At 66.7% G+C, this 14513-nt stretch carries 15 protein-coding genes; 8 read left to right on the top strand and 7 right to left on the bottom strand.

The window, feature by feature from the left end; genetic code table 11:
- The first annotated feature begins 2 nt into the window (after positions 1–2).
- Both ACEN9P_RS17135 and ACEN9P_RS17140 read left to right on the top strand, forming a co-directional pair.
- Positions 3–389, top strand: coding sequence for a hypothetical protein (locus tag ACEN9P_RS17135; RefSeq protein WP_495619915.1), 387 nt, complete (start codon positions 3–5; stop codon positions 387–389).
- A gap of 60 nt (positions 390–449) precedes the next feature.
- Positions 450–713, top strand: coding sequence for a hypothetical protein (locus tag ACEN9P_RS17140; RefSeq protein WP_495619916.1), 264 nt, complete (start codon positions 450–452; stop codon positions 711–713).
- Here ACEN9P_RS17140 and pcp read toward each other — a convergent pair.
- Positions 706–1389, bottom strand: coding sequence for a pyroglutamyl-peptidase I (gene pcp / locus ACEN9P_RS17145; protein ID WP_495619917.1), 684 nt, complete (start codon positions 1387–1389; stop codon positions 706–708). The two genes, ACEN9P_RS17140 and pcp, sit on opposite strands and share 8 nt — an antisense overlap.
- A 44-nt stretch (positions 1390–1433) precedes the next feature.
- On the opposite strand from pcp, the gene ACEN9P_RS17150 reads away from it, so the two are divergent.
- Positions 1434–2285: a 2-keto-4-pentenoate hydratase gene (locus ACEN9P_RS17150; protein ID WP_495619918.1), complete on the top strand. Its 852-nt coding sequence runs from the start codon at positions 1434–1436 to the stop codon at positions 2283–2285.
- Between the two features lie 8 nt (positions 2286–2293).
- Here the strand turns inward: ACEN9P_RS17150 and ACEN9P_RS17155 are convergent, their stop codons facing one another.
- Complete coding sequence (locus tag ACEN9P_RS17155) at positions 2294–3028, bottom strand: DUF4136 domain-containing protein (protein ID WP_495619919.1); 735 nt, start codon at positions 3026–3028, stop codon at positions 2294–2296.
- A gap of 161 nt (positions 3029–3189) precedes the next feature.
- Here ACEN9P_RS17155 and ypfJ point away from each other — a divergent pair, with 161 nt between their 5' ends.
- The 3 genes from ypfJ (at position 3190) to ACEN9P_RS17170 (ending at position 6893) form a co-directional block, all read left to right on the top strand.
- Positions 3190–4071, top strand: coding sequence for a KPN_02809 family neutral zinc metallopeptidase (ypfJ, locus tag ACEN9P_RS17160; RefSeq protein WP_495619920.1), 882 nt, complete (start codon positions 3190–3192; stop codon positions 4069–4071).
- Between the two features lie 342 nt (positions 4072–4413).
- Positions 4414–5865: a DEAD/DEAH box helicase gene (locus ACEN9P_RS17165; protein WP_495619921.1), complete on the top strand. Its 1452-nt coding sequence runs from the start codon at positions 4414–4416 to the stop codon at positions 5863–5865.
- A gap of 98 nt (positions 5866–5963) precedes the next feature.
- Positions 5964–6893, top strand: coding sequence for a YihY/virulence factor BrkB family protein (locus ACEN9P_RS17170; protein WP_495619922.1), 930 nt, complete (start codon positions 5964–5966; stop codon positions 6891–6893).
- Here ACEN9P_RS17170 and ACEN9P_RS17175 read toward each other — a convergent pair.
- On the bottom strand, positions 6885–7748 hold the full coding sequence (locus ACEN9P_RS17175; RefSeq protein ID WP_495619923.1) for a symmetrical bis(5'-nucleosyl)-tetraphosphatase: 864 nt from the start codon (positions 7746–7748) through the stop codon (positions 6885–6887). The two genes, ACEN9P_RS17170 and ACEN9P_RS17175, sit on opposite strands and share 9 nt — an antisense overlap.
- Before the next feature lie 23 nt (positions 7749–7771).
- Here ACEN9P_RS17175 and ACEN9P_RS17180 point away from each other — a divergent pair, with 23 nt between their 5' ends.
- Both ACEN9P_RS17180 and ACEN9P_RS17185 read left to right on the top strand, forming a co-directional pair.
- Positions 7772–9130 (top strand): hemolysin family protein, encoded by a 1359-nt coding sequence (locus tag ACEN9P_RS17180; protein ID WP_477663942.1) that lies wholly within the window; start codon positions 7772–7774, stop codon positions 9128–9130.
- A gap of 173 nt (positions 9131–9303) precedes the next feature.
- Entirely contained in the window at positions 9304–10188 is an 885-nt protein-coding gene (locus tag ACEN9P_RS17185) for a DUF2726 domain-containing protein (RefSeq protein ID WP_477663943.1), read from the top strand.
- Positions 10189–10216: 28 nt separating this feature from the next.
- On the opposite strand, the gene ACEN9P_RS17190 is transcribed toward ACEN9P_RS17185, so the two are convergent.
- From ACEN9P_RS17190 to ACEN9P_RS17205, 4 genes are all read right to left on the bottom strand, one after another.
- Entirely contained in the window at positions 10217–11107 is an 891-nt protein-coding gene (locus ACEN9P_RS17190; RefSeq protein ID WP_495619924.1) for a transporter substrate-binding domain-containing protein, read from the bottom strand.
- 214 nt (positions 11108–11321) lie between these two features.
- Positions 11322–11663, bottom strand: a complete 342-nt coding sequence (locus ACEN9P_RS17195; protein ID WP_495619925.1) for a hypothetical protein — start codon at positions 11661–11663, stop codon at positions 11322–11324.
- A 52-nt stretch (positions 11664–11715) separates the two neighbouring features.
- On the bottom strand, positions 11716–12177 hold the full coding sequence (locus tag ACEN9P_RS17200) for a FecR family protein (RefSeq protein WP_495619926.1): 462 nt from the start codon (positions 12175–12177) through the stop codon (positions 11716–11718).
- A gap of 10 nt (positions 12178–12187) precedes the next feature.
- Positions 12188–14500: a two-partner secretion domain-containing protein gene (locus tag ACEN9P_RS17205; RefSeq protein WP_495619927.1), complete on the bottom strand. Its 2313-nt coding sequence runs from the start codon at positions 14498–14500 to the stop codon at positions 12188–12190.
- Positions 14501–14513 lie beyond the last annotated feature (13 nt).

Consider the following 14513-nt stretch of genomic DNA (forward strand, 5'->3'; position numbering starts at 1 on the left):
CCATGTTTTCTGTGCATTTGAGGAAATTCGATGAACTGCCATACAAGACGCTGCTGATGGTCGCGGCGGGCCTGGTGATCCTGTGCCAGCTGGCCGCCCTGGCCGTTGTGGCGGATTCGCAGGTCGCTAAGGCCAGGTTGCGTGACGAGCAGCGGCGCGCCGAGCTGGTGGTGATCGCGCATTGCATGGAAACCAGCGCGGGCGCCGCGCGCCATAGCTGCATCCAGCAGGCGCGCGTCATCCCAGGCGCATCACCGTCGCCCGCGCCCGACGGCACGCCCAAGGCGCCGGCTTTTGCCGAAGCCTCCGGCGCCGCGGGCAGCCTGATGCCGGCCCACCCGGCGCGCTCGCCTCAGGGGTTGATGGCCGCGTCGTTTGCCATTCGTTAAGGCCTGTTAACAAGCCCTGCCTGTCAGGCCCGCGTAGGGCCCGCGCGGTTAGCATGGGTGATGCCACCGTCACGTCCTCTTTCTCGCCTCTATCAGCCGCGCAACCCGCTGTTCTGGCTGATGCTCACGCTCAACGGCCTGTCGCCGCTGCTGGCCTGGGTGGTGCACAACCACCCCTTGACCGCCTGGGCCACGCTGCTGCTCACCGGTTTTGCGCTCGGCAACGCCATCCTCGGCACTTTTTTGCTGTGGCGATTGCTGCGCGACGAACCCGCCGTGCCCGCGCGGGATTCCGGCACGCGGGACGACACCTTGGCTAGCTGACGGCCCCCGCGCCCTTGGCAATGTCGCGCGGCGTGGCCAGCGCGGTCGCCACGGCCAGCCGCAGCCCGCGCACGATCTCGTCCAGCGGCATGCTGGGCGCGCCCTGTTCGGGCAGGTAGGGCACATGGACAAAACCGCCGCGCGTGCGCTTGAAGCCGCGTTTGGTGGCCAGCGCGTGCATGAGCGCATAAAACACGTGGTTGCAGACAAAGGTGCCCGCCGTCTGCGAGACCTCGGCCGCCACACCCGCCGCCTGCAGCGCCTGCAGCATGGCCTTGATGGGCAGGCTGCTGAAATAGGCCGCCGGCCCGCCGGCCACCACCGGTGTGTCCACGGGCTGCGCGCCCAGGTTGTCGGGGATGCGTGCGTCGTTGACGTTGATGGCGATGCGTTCCAGCGAGATCGCGCCGCGCCCGCCGGCCTGGCCCACGCAGGCCACCAGCGCGGGCTTGTGCAACTGGAGCAGCCGGGTGAGTTCGTCCATCGATGCCTGGAACACGGTAGGCAACTGCGCCGCCACCACTGAGTGGCCGCCTATGCGCTTGCCGTGCAGCGCCTTCACCGCCAGCCAGCTGGGGTTCAGGGGCTGGCTGCTGTGGCCGGTATCGCCAAAGGGGTCAAAGCCGGTCAGCAGCACGCGGGGAAGGGAGGCGGTGAGTGTGGAGGAAGAGGGCATGCGGCCATTGTGAGCGAAGGCGGCTTTTTGGCTACCATGGCCCGATGAACAACACCCCCTCGCACCCGGACATTGCCGCGCTGGTCGCCGACCTGGCCCGCGCCCGCCTTGAAGCCCGGCCGCTGCCCTGGCCCGCTGCCGTGCCGGCCGATGTGCCGCTGGCCTACGCCACCGCGCTGGCCGTGCGCGCCGCGCGAAGCGCCCAGGGCGATGCTCCGGTCGGCTACAAGATCGGCTTTACCAACCGCACGATCTGGCCGCGTTATGGGGTCTACGGGCCCATCTGGGGCACGGTGTGGCGCAGCAGCCTGGTGCGGATTGATGCCGCCGCGCCCAATGAGGGCGTGCTCTCGCTCAAGGGCCTGTGCGAGCCGCGCATAGAGCCCGAGGTGGTGTTCGGTTTGCGCGAGGCACCGCCGCCCGACTGCACGGCCGCGCAGCTGGTGGCGGCGATTGCTTGGGTGGCGCATGGCTATGAAATCGTGCACACGCATTTCCCGGGCTGGAAGTTCAGCGCCGCGCAGGCCGTGGCCGACGGCGGCCTGCACGGCCGGCTGCTGGTGGGCCATACGGTGGCTTTGCCCGCCGCGACGGAGCCCGAGGCACTGATCGAAGCGCTGGCCGGCCTGCGGCTCAAGCTCTATGCCGACGGCGTGCTCAAGGACCAGGGCCTGGGCGCCAATGTGCTGGACGGCCCGGTGCAGGCCTTGCTGCATTTTGTGCGCGAGCTGCGCGCCACGCCGGGCGCACCGGCCTTGCGGGCGGGCGATGTCATCACCACCGGCACGCTGACCGATGCCTGGCCGGTGCAAGCGGGGCAGACCTGGCATACCGAGGTGGAAGCGGCCGGGCCGCTGGCCGGCTCGCTCAAGGGGCTGGCGGTTCGATTTGAATAAGCGAACAACTATTTTTTGATCACGGCACCGGTTTCGCTGTCGAACTTCACCACGCGCACCTGGCCGTTCTGGCCCGGGAAGTCGTCGAACACCGCGCGAACCAGGTAGGGCACGACCAGCGGCAGGTCGCCGCTGCCGCCTTCGTAAATGGCGCGTGATTCAAATACCGTGCGCGGCGGCTTGCCGGGCGGCGTGCCCTTGGTGTCGAGCAGGCGCAGGCGCAGGCTGTTGGTGTAAATCGTCACGTTGACCGGCCGGTCGCCCACATAGCGCGGCCCGAAGGGGTCGGGCACCCAGCCGCCGCCGTAAAGGCGCCCCGCGGCGTCGCGGTAGGGCGGCAGGAACACCATGTTGTCCTGGTAAACCGGCTGCAGCCAGGTTTTTTCCTCGCTGCGGCTGCTGGCCGCCACGTCGACCTGCAGGCGGCCGGCCTGGCCTTCGGGCGCGCGCTTGAGGCCGCGTTTTTCGAGTTCGGCCTGCACATAGCCTTCATACGTGGCCTGCTCCAGCTGCCGCGTGGTTTCCATGGGCGTGATGTAGCTGAAGGTGCTGCCCGCCGCGTCGGCGGGCCACTGGTTGAAACTGGTCACGCGGGTGGTGATGGGGCTGGCGCAGGCCGTGAGCAGCATGGCCAGCAGCAGCGCCAGGGCCAGGCGCGGCGAGCGGAACAACAGGAACAACACGGCGCCGGTGCTGCGCTGCGGGCCGGGGCCTGTGGGCGAGGAAAGGGCAAAAGTGTTCATGGGAAATGGATACACCGGGGTTCAATTTTGTTCCGCGGCGGGTGCGCCGCTCAAGTAAAGTCGGCGCATGCGCTGACACGCGCCCGGGGCATTGCGGCGGTGCGTGCCCTGCGGACGCCAACAAGTATTGCACGGTAAGTGCATTGGACAAGGGGAAGATCATGAAATGGGAAGGCAATCGCGAATCCGACAACGTCGAAGACCGCCGAGATGACGGCGGCGGGGGTGGCGGCGGCTTCGGTTTTGGCGGCCGCAGCATAGGCATAGGCACCATCGTGGTGGCCCTGGTTGGCGGCTGGATCTTCGGCATCAACCCGCTGACCATCCTGGGGTTGCTCAGCGGCGGCGGGCCGCCGGCCCAGGTGCAGCAGCAGGGGCCGGCCCACAAGCCGCCGGCCGACGACCGCATGGCGAAGTTTGTCTCCACCGTGCTGGCCGACACCGAGGACGTCTGGACCGACGTGTTTGCCAAGGGCGGCGCCACTTACAAAAAACCCCGGCTGGTGCTGTTCCGCGGCGCCACGCCCACGGCCTGTGGCCAGGGCCAGGCGGCCATGGGGCCGTTTTATTGCCCGGGCGACCAGAAGGTCTACATCGACCTCGGTTTTTACGAAACCCTGCGCAACCGCCTGGGCGCGCCCGGCGACTTCGCCCAGGCCTATGTGATCGCCCACGAGGTGGGCCACCATGTGCAGAACCTGCTGGGCATCAGCGCCAAGATGGACCAGATGCGCGGCCGCGTCAGCAAGACCGAATACAACGCGCTCAGCGTGCGGCTGGAGCTGCAGGCCGACTGTTTTGCCGGGGTCTGGGCGCACAACGCGCAGAACGCCCGCCAGATCCTGGAGCAGGGCGACGTAGAGGAAGCCATGAATGCGGCCGCCAAAATCGGCGACGACGCCCTGCAACGCGCCGGCGGCGGCGCGGTGGTGCCCGAAAGCTTCACCCACGGCACCAGCGCCCAGCGCCAGCGCTGGTTCGACACCGGCTTTAAAACCGGCAGCGTCAAGGCCTGCGACACCTTTAGCGCCCGGAATTTATAGCCTGTCTGGCCATACTCATTGACTGGCGGGGATGGCGGGCTATAAGATTGATAGCAATATGGGGCCGGAGGCAGCCCGGGCGCCGGGCCTGCGGCAGGCCCTGAAACCGCTAATCCCCAGCAAAACCAGCCAATCGGCCCAAAGTGCGACAATACGGGGCTGAGGAAGCCCTGCACAAGCCCTGCCGCGCGGTCGAGATCGCGCGGACCCGGGCGGTCTGCGGTGTTACCTTTCCCGCCAACGGCTGTGCTGTTGGCCGCACGCGCGCCCAGGCAACCCCATCCCCCGATACGCGCGCTACCACCGACAGAGATACCCGCAAGCGTTAAGCAGAGCTTTCTTATGACATCCTCTTTTTCGAATCTTTCGCTGGCCGAACCGCTGGCCCGCGCCGTCGCCGAAATGGGCTACGAGACCATGACCCCCATCCAGGAGCAGGCCATTCCGGTCGTCTTGCAGGGCAAGGACGTCATGGGCGCCGCGCAGACCGGCACCGGCAAGACCGCCGCTTTTTCGCTGCCGCTGCTGCAGCGCATGATGAAACACGAAAACCCCTCGACCTCGCCCGCGCGCCACCCGGTGCGCGCGCTGGTGCTGCTGCCCACGCGCGAACTCGCGGTGCAGGTGGCCCAGCAGGTCGAGCTCTACGCCAAGTACACCAACCTGCGCAGCACCGTGGTGTTCGGCGGCATGGACATGAAGCCGCAGACGGCCGAGCTCAAAAAAGGCGTGGAAGTGCTGGTGGCCACCCCGGGCCGCCTGCTGGACCACATCGAAGCCAAGAACGCGGTGCTCAACCAGGTCGAGTACGTGGTGCTGGACGAAGCCGACCGCATGCTGGACATCGGCTTTTTGCCCGACCTGCAGCGCATCCTGAGCTACCTGCCCAAGCAGCGCATCACCTTGCTGTTCTCGGCCACCTTCTCGCCCGAAATCAAACGCCTGGCCTCCAGCTACCTGCAGGACCCGGTCACCATCGAGGTGGCGCGCTCCAATGCCACGGCCTCCACCGTCGAGCAGCATTTCTACAGCGTGGGCGCCGACGACAAGCGCCGTGCACTGCACCAGATCCTCAAAGAGCGCGGCATGAAGCAGGCCTTTGTGTTCGTCAACAGCAAGCTGGGCTGCGCGCGCCTGGCCCGTTCGCTGGAGCGCGAGGGCCTGAAGACCGCCGCGCTGCACGGCGACAAAAGCCAGGACGAGCGCCTCAAGGCCCTGGAAGCCTTCAAGAAGGGTGAAGTCGACCTGCTGGTCTGCACCGACGTGGCCGCCCGCGGCCTGGACATCAAGGACGTGCCGGCGGTGTTCAACTTCGACGTGCCCTTCAACGCCGAAGACTATGTGCACCGCATAGGCCGCACCGGCCGCGCCGGCGCCTCGGGCCTGGCCGTGAGTTTTGTGGCCAGCAGCGACAACCGCCTGGTGGCCGACATCGAGAAGCTGATCAAGACCAAGATCGAGCTGGAACCCCTCGAGTTCGAGGAAGACCGCCCGCGCATCAAGGAGCAGGGCCGCATCAACGACGGCCGTCGCATGTACCGCGAAGGCGAGGACGGCGCCAGCCCGCGCGAGGCACGCCAGCCGCGCGAGCGCCGCGAATACACGCCGCACCGCCAGGCGGCCGCGCCGCGCGACCCCTTCTTCGACCAGCCCTATGAGCCGAAGGTCGCGCCCGACGCCCAGCCCGCTTGGGAAGCCGCCGCCAAGGCCGCCCCCGCGCGCAGCGGCGTGTCGGCCAATATCAAGCCCAAGAAAAAAGTCGCGGCGCTGTTCAAGACCCAGCCCACGGTCTGAACCGCGGCCTGAAAGCCGCCCCGCCGTCGGTCCAAGCCTACGGCCGCTAGAGGGGCTGTCCGGTGCGGGCCGCGCGGCCCGCCTTTTACGCTGTCCCCATGATGGCGAATTCCGACCCCGACCTGAAGCCCCCTCCGCCGGCGGCTTCCGGGTTTGCCGCGCTCTCCCATCAGCTCCTGAAAATCTTCCGCCCCTTGTGGCGCGCCGTCGACCACTGGATTGACGCCGGCGGCATGCGCATGAGCGCGGCCATGTCTTTTTACGGCATCCTGAGCCTGGCGCCGTTGCTGGTCCTGCTGGTCGCCGTGCTGGGCTGGTGGCTGGACCGTGCCTATCTCGAAACCAGCCTGGTCGACCAGATCCGCAGCGTCATAGGGGCGCAGGGCGCCCAGGTGGTGCAGCAGGCGCTGTCCAGCGCCCAGGTGCCTTCCGAGGGCATCACGGCTTCGCTGTTTGCCTTTGCGCTGCTCCTGTCGGGGGCGACGGGCGTGTTCGCGGAGTTGCAGGATGCGTTTGAGCGCCTGTGGCGGCAAGGCAGCGGCGAAGTGCCGCAGCAGAAGTGGTGGCACGGCGCTTCCGTGCGCCTGCGCGGGGTGGCCTACATCCTGGCGTTCGGTTTCCTGCTGCTGGTCTCGCTGGCGATTTCGACCTTTTTAAGCCTGCTGTCGGGCTGGGCGGGCAGCTACCTGCCGGTCGAAAAACTCGCCTGGGTGCTCAACGAACTCGTGTCTTTCGGTTTTTGTGTCGCACTGTTTGTGGCCCTCATGAAAATGAGTGTCGGCCCCAAACCCGCTTTACGCTATCTGGTGATGGGGTCAGCCGCGGGGGCCATCCTCTTTGCGGTCGGCAAGCACCTGATGGCCTTTTATCTCTCGACCGCCGCCGTGGTGTCGGCTTATGGCGCGGCCGGCTCGCTGGTGGTGATCCTGATGTGGATCTACTTTTCATCGGCCGTGCTGCTGCTGTCCGCCAGCGTGGCGCGCGCCTGGGCCGACGAAGCCTGCCGGGGCCGGCCCATCTCAGCCTGATTTACCGGCCTTGCCGGGTTTTTGCGCCTGTTCGCAGGGCACGGCGATCAGTTCAAACGTTCCGGCTTCCACTCCCAGTTTGGCTGCCGTGAGGCAGCCGCCCCAGACGCAGCCGGTGTCCAGCGGCAGGGTGTTGTTGCGCAGGCGCGGCGCGGCGCCGTCCTTGGCCAGGGTGGACCAATGGCCGAAGGCCAGCGGCGTGCCGGCGGTCTTGCGCCCGGGCACCTCAAACCACGGCAGGTAGCCGGCGGGCGCGCCATCGGCGCCTTCGGTGCTGGCGAACTCCATCACGCCTTCGGGCGTGCAAAAGCGCAGGCGCGTGAGTGCGTTCACCACCACGCGCAGCCGGTCGGCGCCCTGCAGGTTGTCGCTCCAGCGCTCCGGCGTGTTGCCGTACATGGCACCGAAAAAATCCTTGAGCTCGCTGCCGCGCAGCACCTGCTCCACCTCGGCCGCCAGCGCCAGGGTTTGCGCCACCGTCCACTGCGGCAGCACGCCCGCGTGCACCATCAGCCAACCGTGGCGCTGCAGCGCCATGGCGCGGTGCCGCAGCCAGTCCAGCAGCGTGCCGGCGTCACCGGCCTGCAGGATCTCCTGCATGGTGTCGTGGCGGCCCGGCTTGCGCGCGCCCTGCCACAGCGCGAGCAAATGCAGGTCGTGGTTGCCCAGCAGGCACTGCGCGGCGTCGCCCAGGGCGGCCAGGCGGCGCAGCACCTTGAGCGACTCGGGGCCGCGGTTGACCAGGTCGCCGAGGATATAGAGGGTGTCGCGGCTGGGCGAAAAATCCAGCTTCTCGAGCAGCCGCCCCAGGGGGGCGTCGCAACCCTGCAGGTCGCCGATACAGTACATTGACATGTGTTTATTTTGCGCTAGGCCTCATGGATTTCTTGCTGATTGCTTTTTTGACGCTGCTCAACGGCGTATTTGCCATGTCGGAAATGGCCCTCGCTTCCAGCCGCAAGGCCAGGCTCACGGCCATGGGGGAGTCCGGTGACAAGGGGGCTCAGTCCGCGCTGGGCCTGCTGGACAACCCCACGCAGTTTCTCTCCTCGGTGCAGGTGGGCATCACCTCCATAGGCATGCTCAACGGCATCATCGGCGAGGCGGCCTTCAGTGACGGCCTGGCGGCCTGGATACAGACTTTCGGCGCGCCGCAGCGCGCCTCCCAGATCACCGCCACCGCGCTGGTGGTGACCGTCATCACCTTCATCACCATTGTGTTCGGCGAACTGGTGCCCAAGCGCATAGGCCAGCTGTACCCGGAAACCGTCGCGCGCCTGGTGTCGCGGCCCATGATGTGGGTGGCCACGGGCTTCAAGCCCTTTGTCCGGCTGCTGTCCATCAGCACGCTGGCGGTGCTCAAGCTGCTGCGCATCGACAACACCGCCGGCCGCGCCGTGACCGAGGAAGAAATCGCCGCCAGCCTGGAAGAGGGCGTGGACGCCGGCCTGATCGAGGAGCACGAGCACCAGATGGTGCAGAACGTGTTCCTGCTCGACGACCGGCTGCTGACCTCGCTGATGCTGCCGCGCTCCGACATCGAGTGGCTGGACGCCTCCGACACCGTGGCCCAGGCCATCGCCAAGGCCGGCGCCACCGGCCATTCCTGGTACCCGGTGTGCCGCGGCAGCCTGGACGACGTGGTGGGTGTGGTCAACGTGGCCAAACTGCTCGCGCTGCGCGGCCAGATTCAGCCCGCCGCCTCTTCCGGCCTCGGCCAGGAACAAGGCCCGGGCGCCGTGCCCTCGGTGGCCGACCGCATAGGCGCTTACGCGGTGCCGGCGGTCTTTGTGCCGGAAACCCTGACCGGCATGGAGCTGCTGGAGCAGTTCCGCGCGCGATCCACCCGCATGGTGTTTGTGGTCGACGAATACGGCGTGGTGCAGGGCCTGATGACGCCCATGGACATGCTGGAAGCCATCACCGGCGAGCTGCAGCCCGGCGCCCAGGTGGACGCCTGGGCCACCGAACGCGAGGACGGCAGCTGGCTGATCGACGGCGTCATGCCCGTGGCCGAACTCAAGGCCAGGCTGGACATCAAGGAACTGCCCGAAGAGGGCAAGGGCCGCTACAACACGGTGGCCGGCCTGCTGCAAAGCGTCTCGGGCCGGCTGCTCAAAACCGCCGAGATCGTCGAATGCGCGGGCTGGCGCTTCGAAGTGCTGGACCTGGACGGCAAGCGCATCGACAAGGTGCTGGCCAGCTTGCTGCCGGAAGCCGACTCGCCTGAGTTGTAATCCTTCGTTTCAAATGCTGTTGCGGCTTCGCTGCTTTTAGGCGCTGTTGCGTGACATAAGTCACTACTTACCGCAGGCTGACGAGGGGTGAGACGCCGCAACAACACCCAGGTACGTAAATGGTTGTAACTTCAAGGGTGCTGTGTTTAAACTGAAAAAAAGTTAAGGCACACATGTTTGATGTTTTTGTGTTGGCACTGACGGCGACGGCGGTGTCAGGGATGGCAACAGGGGCGGCTTGCCACCACGGCTGGCTGGCGCGCGCCGCCCGCAAAAAAAGGCGTATTCCCGCGCAGTGGCACCTTCAGCCCAGGCCTTTGCTGCTCGATGCCGAACAGGAAGTCTGGCACTGGCTGCAACGCGCATTTTTCGACCACCATGTGGTGGTCAAGGTCCCGGTCATCCGTTTTGTCTCGCCGCGCAACGAGGCCGAAGGCCAGCGCTCCTTCGAGCTGCTCAAAAACGTCTATTGCAGCTTCACGGTCTGCGCCGCCGACGGCACCGTCATCGGCTGCCTGGACGTGCCCGGCCCGCATGGCCTGAGGGCCAGCAGCCGCGACCTCAAGCGAAAACTCTTCGCCGAATGCGGCATCGCCTATGCCGTGGTGCGCGCCGGCAACCTTCCCACGCTGGAAGACGTGCGCGCCGCCTTCCTCGGTGAAATCGATTTGTCCGACGACGAAGCGCCGTCCTCGCCGGCCGTGCTCGGCGAGCCGCCCATGGCCTTGCCGCTGGAGGCCGAGGCCGACGCCCTGGCCACCGTGCCCGACACCATGCGCGCGGCCGACGGCGGCGCCCTGGTCGCCGAAGTGCCGCCCGCGGAACAGGCGCAGCAGCGGAACCCCGCGGCGAACCAGGTGGATCTGGCCGCCATAGCCGCGGCCCGCAGCAGCCTGCGCGCCAAGCTGGAGCGCAACCGCAAGATACGTTTTACCAACTTCGACCCGCTGAGCACCGGCTCCGGCATTGTTCACGACAACGTCGATCACCAGTTTGCGGTGGCCTGGGAAGACTCCTTCATCACGCCCGAGGACGCCCCGCCGCCTGCCGGCGCCTGAGCCACCCGGGTGGGTCCGGCGCTCCCGCTCAGTTCGCCTTGGCAGTATCAAACAGCGTTTTCATCTCCGCCGGCATGGCCGTGAACAGCGGCTTGCCGCCGGGCTTGGCCGGCTTTAAAAACCACTGCTCGTACCAGCCCTGGGCGGCGCCGCTGCGCATGGACTCCTTGATGGAGGCATTGACCAGCGCGCCCATGGCGGCATCGCCCTTGCGGTAGCCAATGGCGATGGTCTCCACCGACAGGCGTTCCGGCAGTATGGTGTAGTTGCCCGCGTCGGGCAGGCTCGCAAGCTGGGCCGCCAGCATCACGCCGTCGCGCGCATAACCGGCCGCCCAGCCCAGCTGCAGCTGCCCCAGCGCGGCGTCGGGGTTCACGGCCTTGGCGTGTTGCCAGGTCAGCGAATGCGATTGCGCATAGCGGTCCAGGGCCGGCACAACGGTGCTGCCGTCTATGCCCACAATGCTTTTGCCCTTGAGCTGCTCCAGCGTGCTGATCATGTCCTTGTTGCGCACGGCGACCTGGATGGCATCGACAAAAATCGGCGTCGAAAAATCCATGCGCGCGCGGCGCTCGGGCGTGTCGGTCACGTTCTCGCACAGCAGGTCCACGCTGCCCTCGGCCAGCAGGCGCACGCGCACGTCCACTTCGGTCGCGATGTAGCGCACCGGCAGGTTTTTGTTGCCGGCGGCCTGGCGCAGGCTCTCAATCATGGGCTTGCAGAAATCAATGCTGTAGCCCATGGGCTTTTCCGGTGTCTGGTGAAACGAGAAAGGCGCCGCAAGTGCGCGGTAGCCCACATTGATCTGGCCGCGGCTCTTGATTTTTTCCAGCGTCGCCTGGGCGGATGCCCCTTGCGGCAGGGCGACGGCCAGCAGGGCCACGGCGGCGGGCAACAGCGCTTGAAATGGTGTCTTCATCAGAACCTCCCGTTGTTCGGTCCCATTCTTAGGCAAAGGCCCTGAATACGCAACGCTGCCAGGGCAGGGCTTCCCCGGGTACGACCAAGGTACTCATTGTTCGCCGCCGCTGCGTGATGGCGTCAAAAAGCCCCTGGTTCGCAAGAACAGGGGCTTTCCAGGGGGCCGCGAAGATAAACCGGGCTCCAGCCTTGCCGGGCGCGGTATCCGGGGTTTAGCGCACGATGCAATCCACTGCGGGCCTGGCACCGGTCGACGAGCCGGTGGGCGAGGTCGGCTGGTTGAACGCCGGCGGCAGCGCGAATGGGAGCCCCGGGTTTTTCGGCACCATGGCAGGCACCTGCATAGGCGAGGCGGTGTAGCCAAACTGGCCCGCCGAGAAATTCGTGGTGCCGGCCGGGTTGGTGACCTTGATCAAACCGTCCAGCACGGCCACATACAGCCCCGGCGCGCGCGCGCCGGTGGGCGAGGGTATGGCCGGAGTGTTCTGCGCCAGGGCCGCGGTGGAGGCCAGCGCGGCCAGCAAGGCCAGCAAGATCGACGTGAATTTTTTCATGGGGTTTCCTGCGATGTGGGTTGTCGAAGAAGTTGCTCGGGCGGCCTTATAGCTACCTGAGCGAAACCTCCATGCTGGCGCTGCCCTGCAGATTGCCCGCAGGCGTGGTGATCACGGTGGCGTCCTGGCTGCGTTTGCCCAATGCGCCGGCCGTGCTGCTGAAGCCGCCTTGCGTCAATTCCAGTTCGACTTTGTCGAGTTCGGGCTTGCCCGCGTCGTAGCGGTAGCGCGTCAGCAGCAGCAGGGACTCGGGCTGCAGCACCATGGCCGCGCCATCCACAAACTCCAGGCGGCCAAAGGTATTGCGCCCGGTGCTGATGGTGTCGCCCTGGCGCAGCGGCGAGTTCTCGGCCAGCACCCGGCTGCGGCCCTCGGCGCTTTTGGCCACCATCAGGCCCGAGACCTTGGTGACGGTACCCACCACCTGGGCCTGCGCCAGCGGGGCCAGCAGCATCAGCGCGATCGCCATCGCACATGCGGGAAGCGGGAGAGTAAAAAGTGTTGGCAGTTTCATGTCATGCACCTCAGTTGCAGAAGGTTTTTGGCGGTGGCGTCGCGGCTTTGGCGATCAGCCCATCGTCTTTGGTGCTCGCCTTTTCTTCCTTGGCATCGCTCTTTTTCGCGTCATTGCCGGACGCCGACGAAGTTCCCGCGCTGCCGGCCGCCGGGATGGAGACCGGCATGGAGGCGACCTGCTCGGGGGTGGATTCGCTTGGCGGCGGGGTAAAAAACAGTGCTGCGCCGGTAGCGAGCGGTCTGACGCTGGAGTCCAAGGCCGTGGTGACGGCCGTGGTGGCAGGCTGGATTGCGACCGCGACGGGGATGGCGGCCGACAGCACCTGGCAGAGCACTGAATTCGGCGCGATCGAGCAGATGTTCGCGGAGGAAGCGGTTGCCGTGATGCGGGCAACGGTAGTGCCTGTTCCGGGGTAGCTAAGGGCCAGGCTTGCCGTGCCGTTGCCGGAGGTGATGTTGGGTGCGTCGACCGTACTGAAACTGCCGCTGCCCGAACCCGTTGCCGTCAGAAAGTTGTAGGTCGAATCGGCAGGCGGCACAAAGCCGTTGAGCCCGCGAACGTTGAGCCTGCCGTTCAGGCTGGCGGTGTTGCTGATGGCGAGCCTGTCAAAGCTGTCGGTGCCCGCCAGTCTGATATTCAGCACCCCGGTGCTGCCCTGCGTGTACTTGCCCTGGACAAACAGCGTGCCGGCGGACCCTGCGCTGCCCGGTGACACGGTGCCGTTGTTCAGCAGCGTCCCGGTGCCGCCCAGCGCCAGGGTGCCGGCACCGGCCAGCGTGCCGCCGGCCTGCACATTGACGCCCGAGGCGTTGATGGCCGAGCCGCCCGTCAGCGTTGTCGTGCCGCCCGCGATATTGAGTGTGCCGTTGCCAATGCCCCCGCTTTGCGACACGGTGAGCGCGCCGCCGTTCAAGGCAAGGTCGGCATTGAGCTGCACCGCGTGGTTGTCGGCCGGGTAGTTGTTGAGGTAGTTGCTGTTCAGGTTCAGGGCCAGCTTGTTTGAGCTGCTGGTGATGGGCGCGTTGATGACGATGTTGTTGTTGGCGTTCAGCGTCAGCGCCGCATCGCCCCCGGCGCTCTTGGTGATGGCGGCCGACACCGTGATGTCGCCGTGCACCATGTCCATGGCGGGGTTGCCTGTGCCCGTGGTGATGCTCACGTTCGTGCCGGCATCGAGCTGGGCAACAATGGTTGCCGCGTTGATACGGGCACCGGTCTCATTGGATGTGATGGCATTGGTGCCCATGACGCCGGCATCCGGCCCGGCGGCCACGATCTCGATGCTGAACGGGTCTATATGCCACTCGCCGCCCTGGCCGACCGTTGGCACGTTCACCACGTCGAGTGAACGATGGCCCGAGGTGTCCACATAACCGCCGCGGCCAGCACTGCCCGTGGCCGACACCTGGCCGTCTAGGGAGGCTGCGTTCCCGGCGATCAGCACCACATTGCCGCCCGTCGTGCCGTTGGCGCTGATGCTGGAGCTGGCTGAGGTCCTGACGTCGCCCGAAGCGCGCAGGAAAATCCGGCCCCCCTCGCGCACCGCGCTGGAGGCGCTGATCGTGCCGCTGTTGCTCACCAGGCCCGCGGCCAGGCCTATGCGCCCGGCTTCGGCCGTGATCTGTCCCAGGTTTCTGGCTTCGCCCGGCGTGCCGGTGATGGCAATGCTGACGCCCGGCGTCGCGGTGTCCACCAGCTGCACGGTTTGCCCTGCCGCCAGCAGTACCTCGCCCTGGGGCGCATTCAGGCTGCCGGTGTTGGCGACATTGGCGCCCACCAGGTAGATGCTGCCGCCGCTGGCCGCGTTGATGGTGCCGGCGTTGCGCACATCACCCGGCGTGCCCGTGCCCTTGAAGTTCATGCGGCCGGCCAGGAAATCGCTGTCGCTCACATTCAGCGAACTGGCGATGAAACGCGCCACGTCAATGCGCGCGCCCGGGCCCACCATGATGCCGGCCTGGTTGATCAGCCATAGGGCGCCGTCGGCCCGGATGCCGCCAAGAATCTGGGAAGGGTCGCCGCCGTTGACCCTGGCCAGCAGGGCTGCCGAGCTGTTCAGCTGGCGCAGGTCTACCTGCGCGGCCGAGCCCACATTGAAGCTCGAAAAATTGGCGATGGCCTGCTGGCTGGTCTGGTTGATGGTCAGCGTGTTGCCGCTCTGCGCGAAGCTCGCGCTGCCGGATGTGACATTCCAGCCCGTGGGCAGGGCGTTGGCCGGCAAGCCTTGTGCAAAGGCCTGCGTGGCGCAGGCCAGCAACAGGGCGCTGGCCAGCAGCGAGAGGCGAAGGGGGCTGGAATGCAAGTGCGTGGACATGGGCATGGTGGTCTACCTT

The organism is Polaromonas sp. Polasp52 (assembly GCF_059491565.1).

Excerpts from the sequence above, each read along its gene's own strand:
- ACEN9P_RS17150 (WP_495619918.1), top strand. The coding sequence starts at position 1,434 with ATGAACAACACCCCCTCGCACCCGGACATTGCCGCGCTGGTCGCCGAC.
- ACEN9P_RS17140 (WP_495619916.1), top strand. The coding sequence starts at position 450 with ATGCCACCGTCACGTCCTCTTTCTCGCCTCTATCAGCCGCGCAACCCG.
- ACEN9P_RS17155 (WP_495619919.1), bottom strand. The coding sequence starts at position 3,028 with ATGAACACTTTTGCCCTTTCCTCGCCCACAGGCCCCGGCCCGCAGCGC.
- ACEN9P_RS17185 (WP_477663943.1), top strand. The coding sequence starts at position 9,304 with ATGTTTGATGTTTTTGTGTTGGCACTGACGGCGACGGCGGTGTCAGGG.
- ACEN9P_RS17170 (WP_495619922.1), top strand. The coding sequence starts at position 5,964 with ATGATGGCGAATTCCGACCCCGACCTGAAGCCCCCTCCGCCGGCGGCT.
- ACEN9P_RS17195 (WP_495619925.1), bottom strand. The coding sequence starts at position 11,663 with ATGAAAAAATTCACGTCGATCTTGCTGGCCTTGCTGGCCGCGCTGGCC.
- ACEN9P_RS17175 (WP_495619923.1), bottom strand. The coding sequence starts at position 7,748 with ATGTCAATGTACTGTATCGGCGACCTGCAGGGTTGCGACGCCCCCCTG.
- pcp (WP_495619917.1), bottom strand. The coding sequence starts at position 1,389 with ATGCCCTCTTCCTCCACACTCACCGCCTCCCTTCCCCGCGTGCTGCTG.
- ACEN9P_RS17200 (WP_495619926.1), bottom strand. The coding sequence starts at position 12,177 with ATGAAACTGCCAACACTTTTTACTCTCCCGCTTCCCGCATGTGCGATG.
- ACEN9P_RS17205 (WP_495619927.1), bottom strand. The coding sequence starts at position 14,500 with ATGCCCATGTCCACGCACTTGCATTCCAGCCCCCTTCGCCTCTCGCTG.
- ACEN9P_RS17135 (WP_495619915.1), top strand. The coding sequence starts at position 3 with ATGTTTTCTGTGCATTTGAGGAAATTCGATGAACTGCCATACAAGACG.
- ACEN9P_RS17190 (WP_495619924.1), bottom strand. The coding sequence starts at position 11,107 with ATGAAGACACCATTTCAAGCGCTGTTGCCCGCCGCCGTGGCCCTGCTG.
- ypfJ (WP_495619920.1), top strand. The coding sequence starts at position 3,190 with ATGAAATGGGAAGGCAATCGCGAATCCGACAACGTCGAAGACCGCCGA.
- ACEN9P_RS17180 (WP_477663942.1), top strand. The coding sequence starts at position 7,772 with ATGGATTTCTTGCTGATTGCTTTTTTGACGCTGCTCAACGGCGTATTT.
- ACEN9P_RS17165 (WP_495619921.1), top strand. The coding sequence starts at position 4,414 with ATGACATCCTCTTTTTCGAATCTTTCGCTGGCCGAACCGCTGGCCCGC.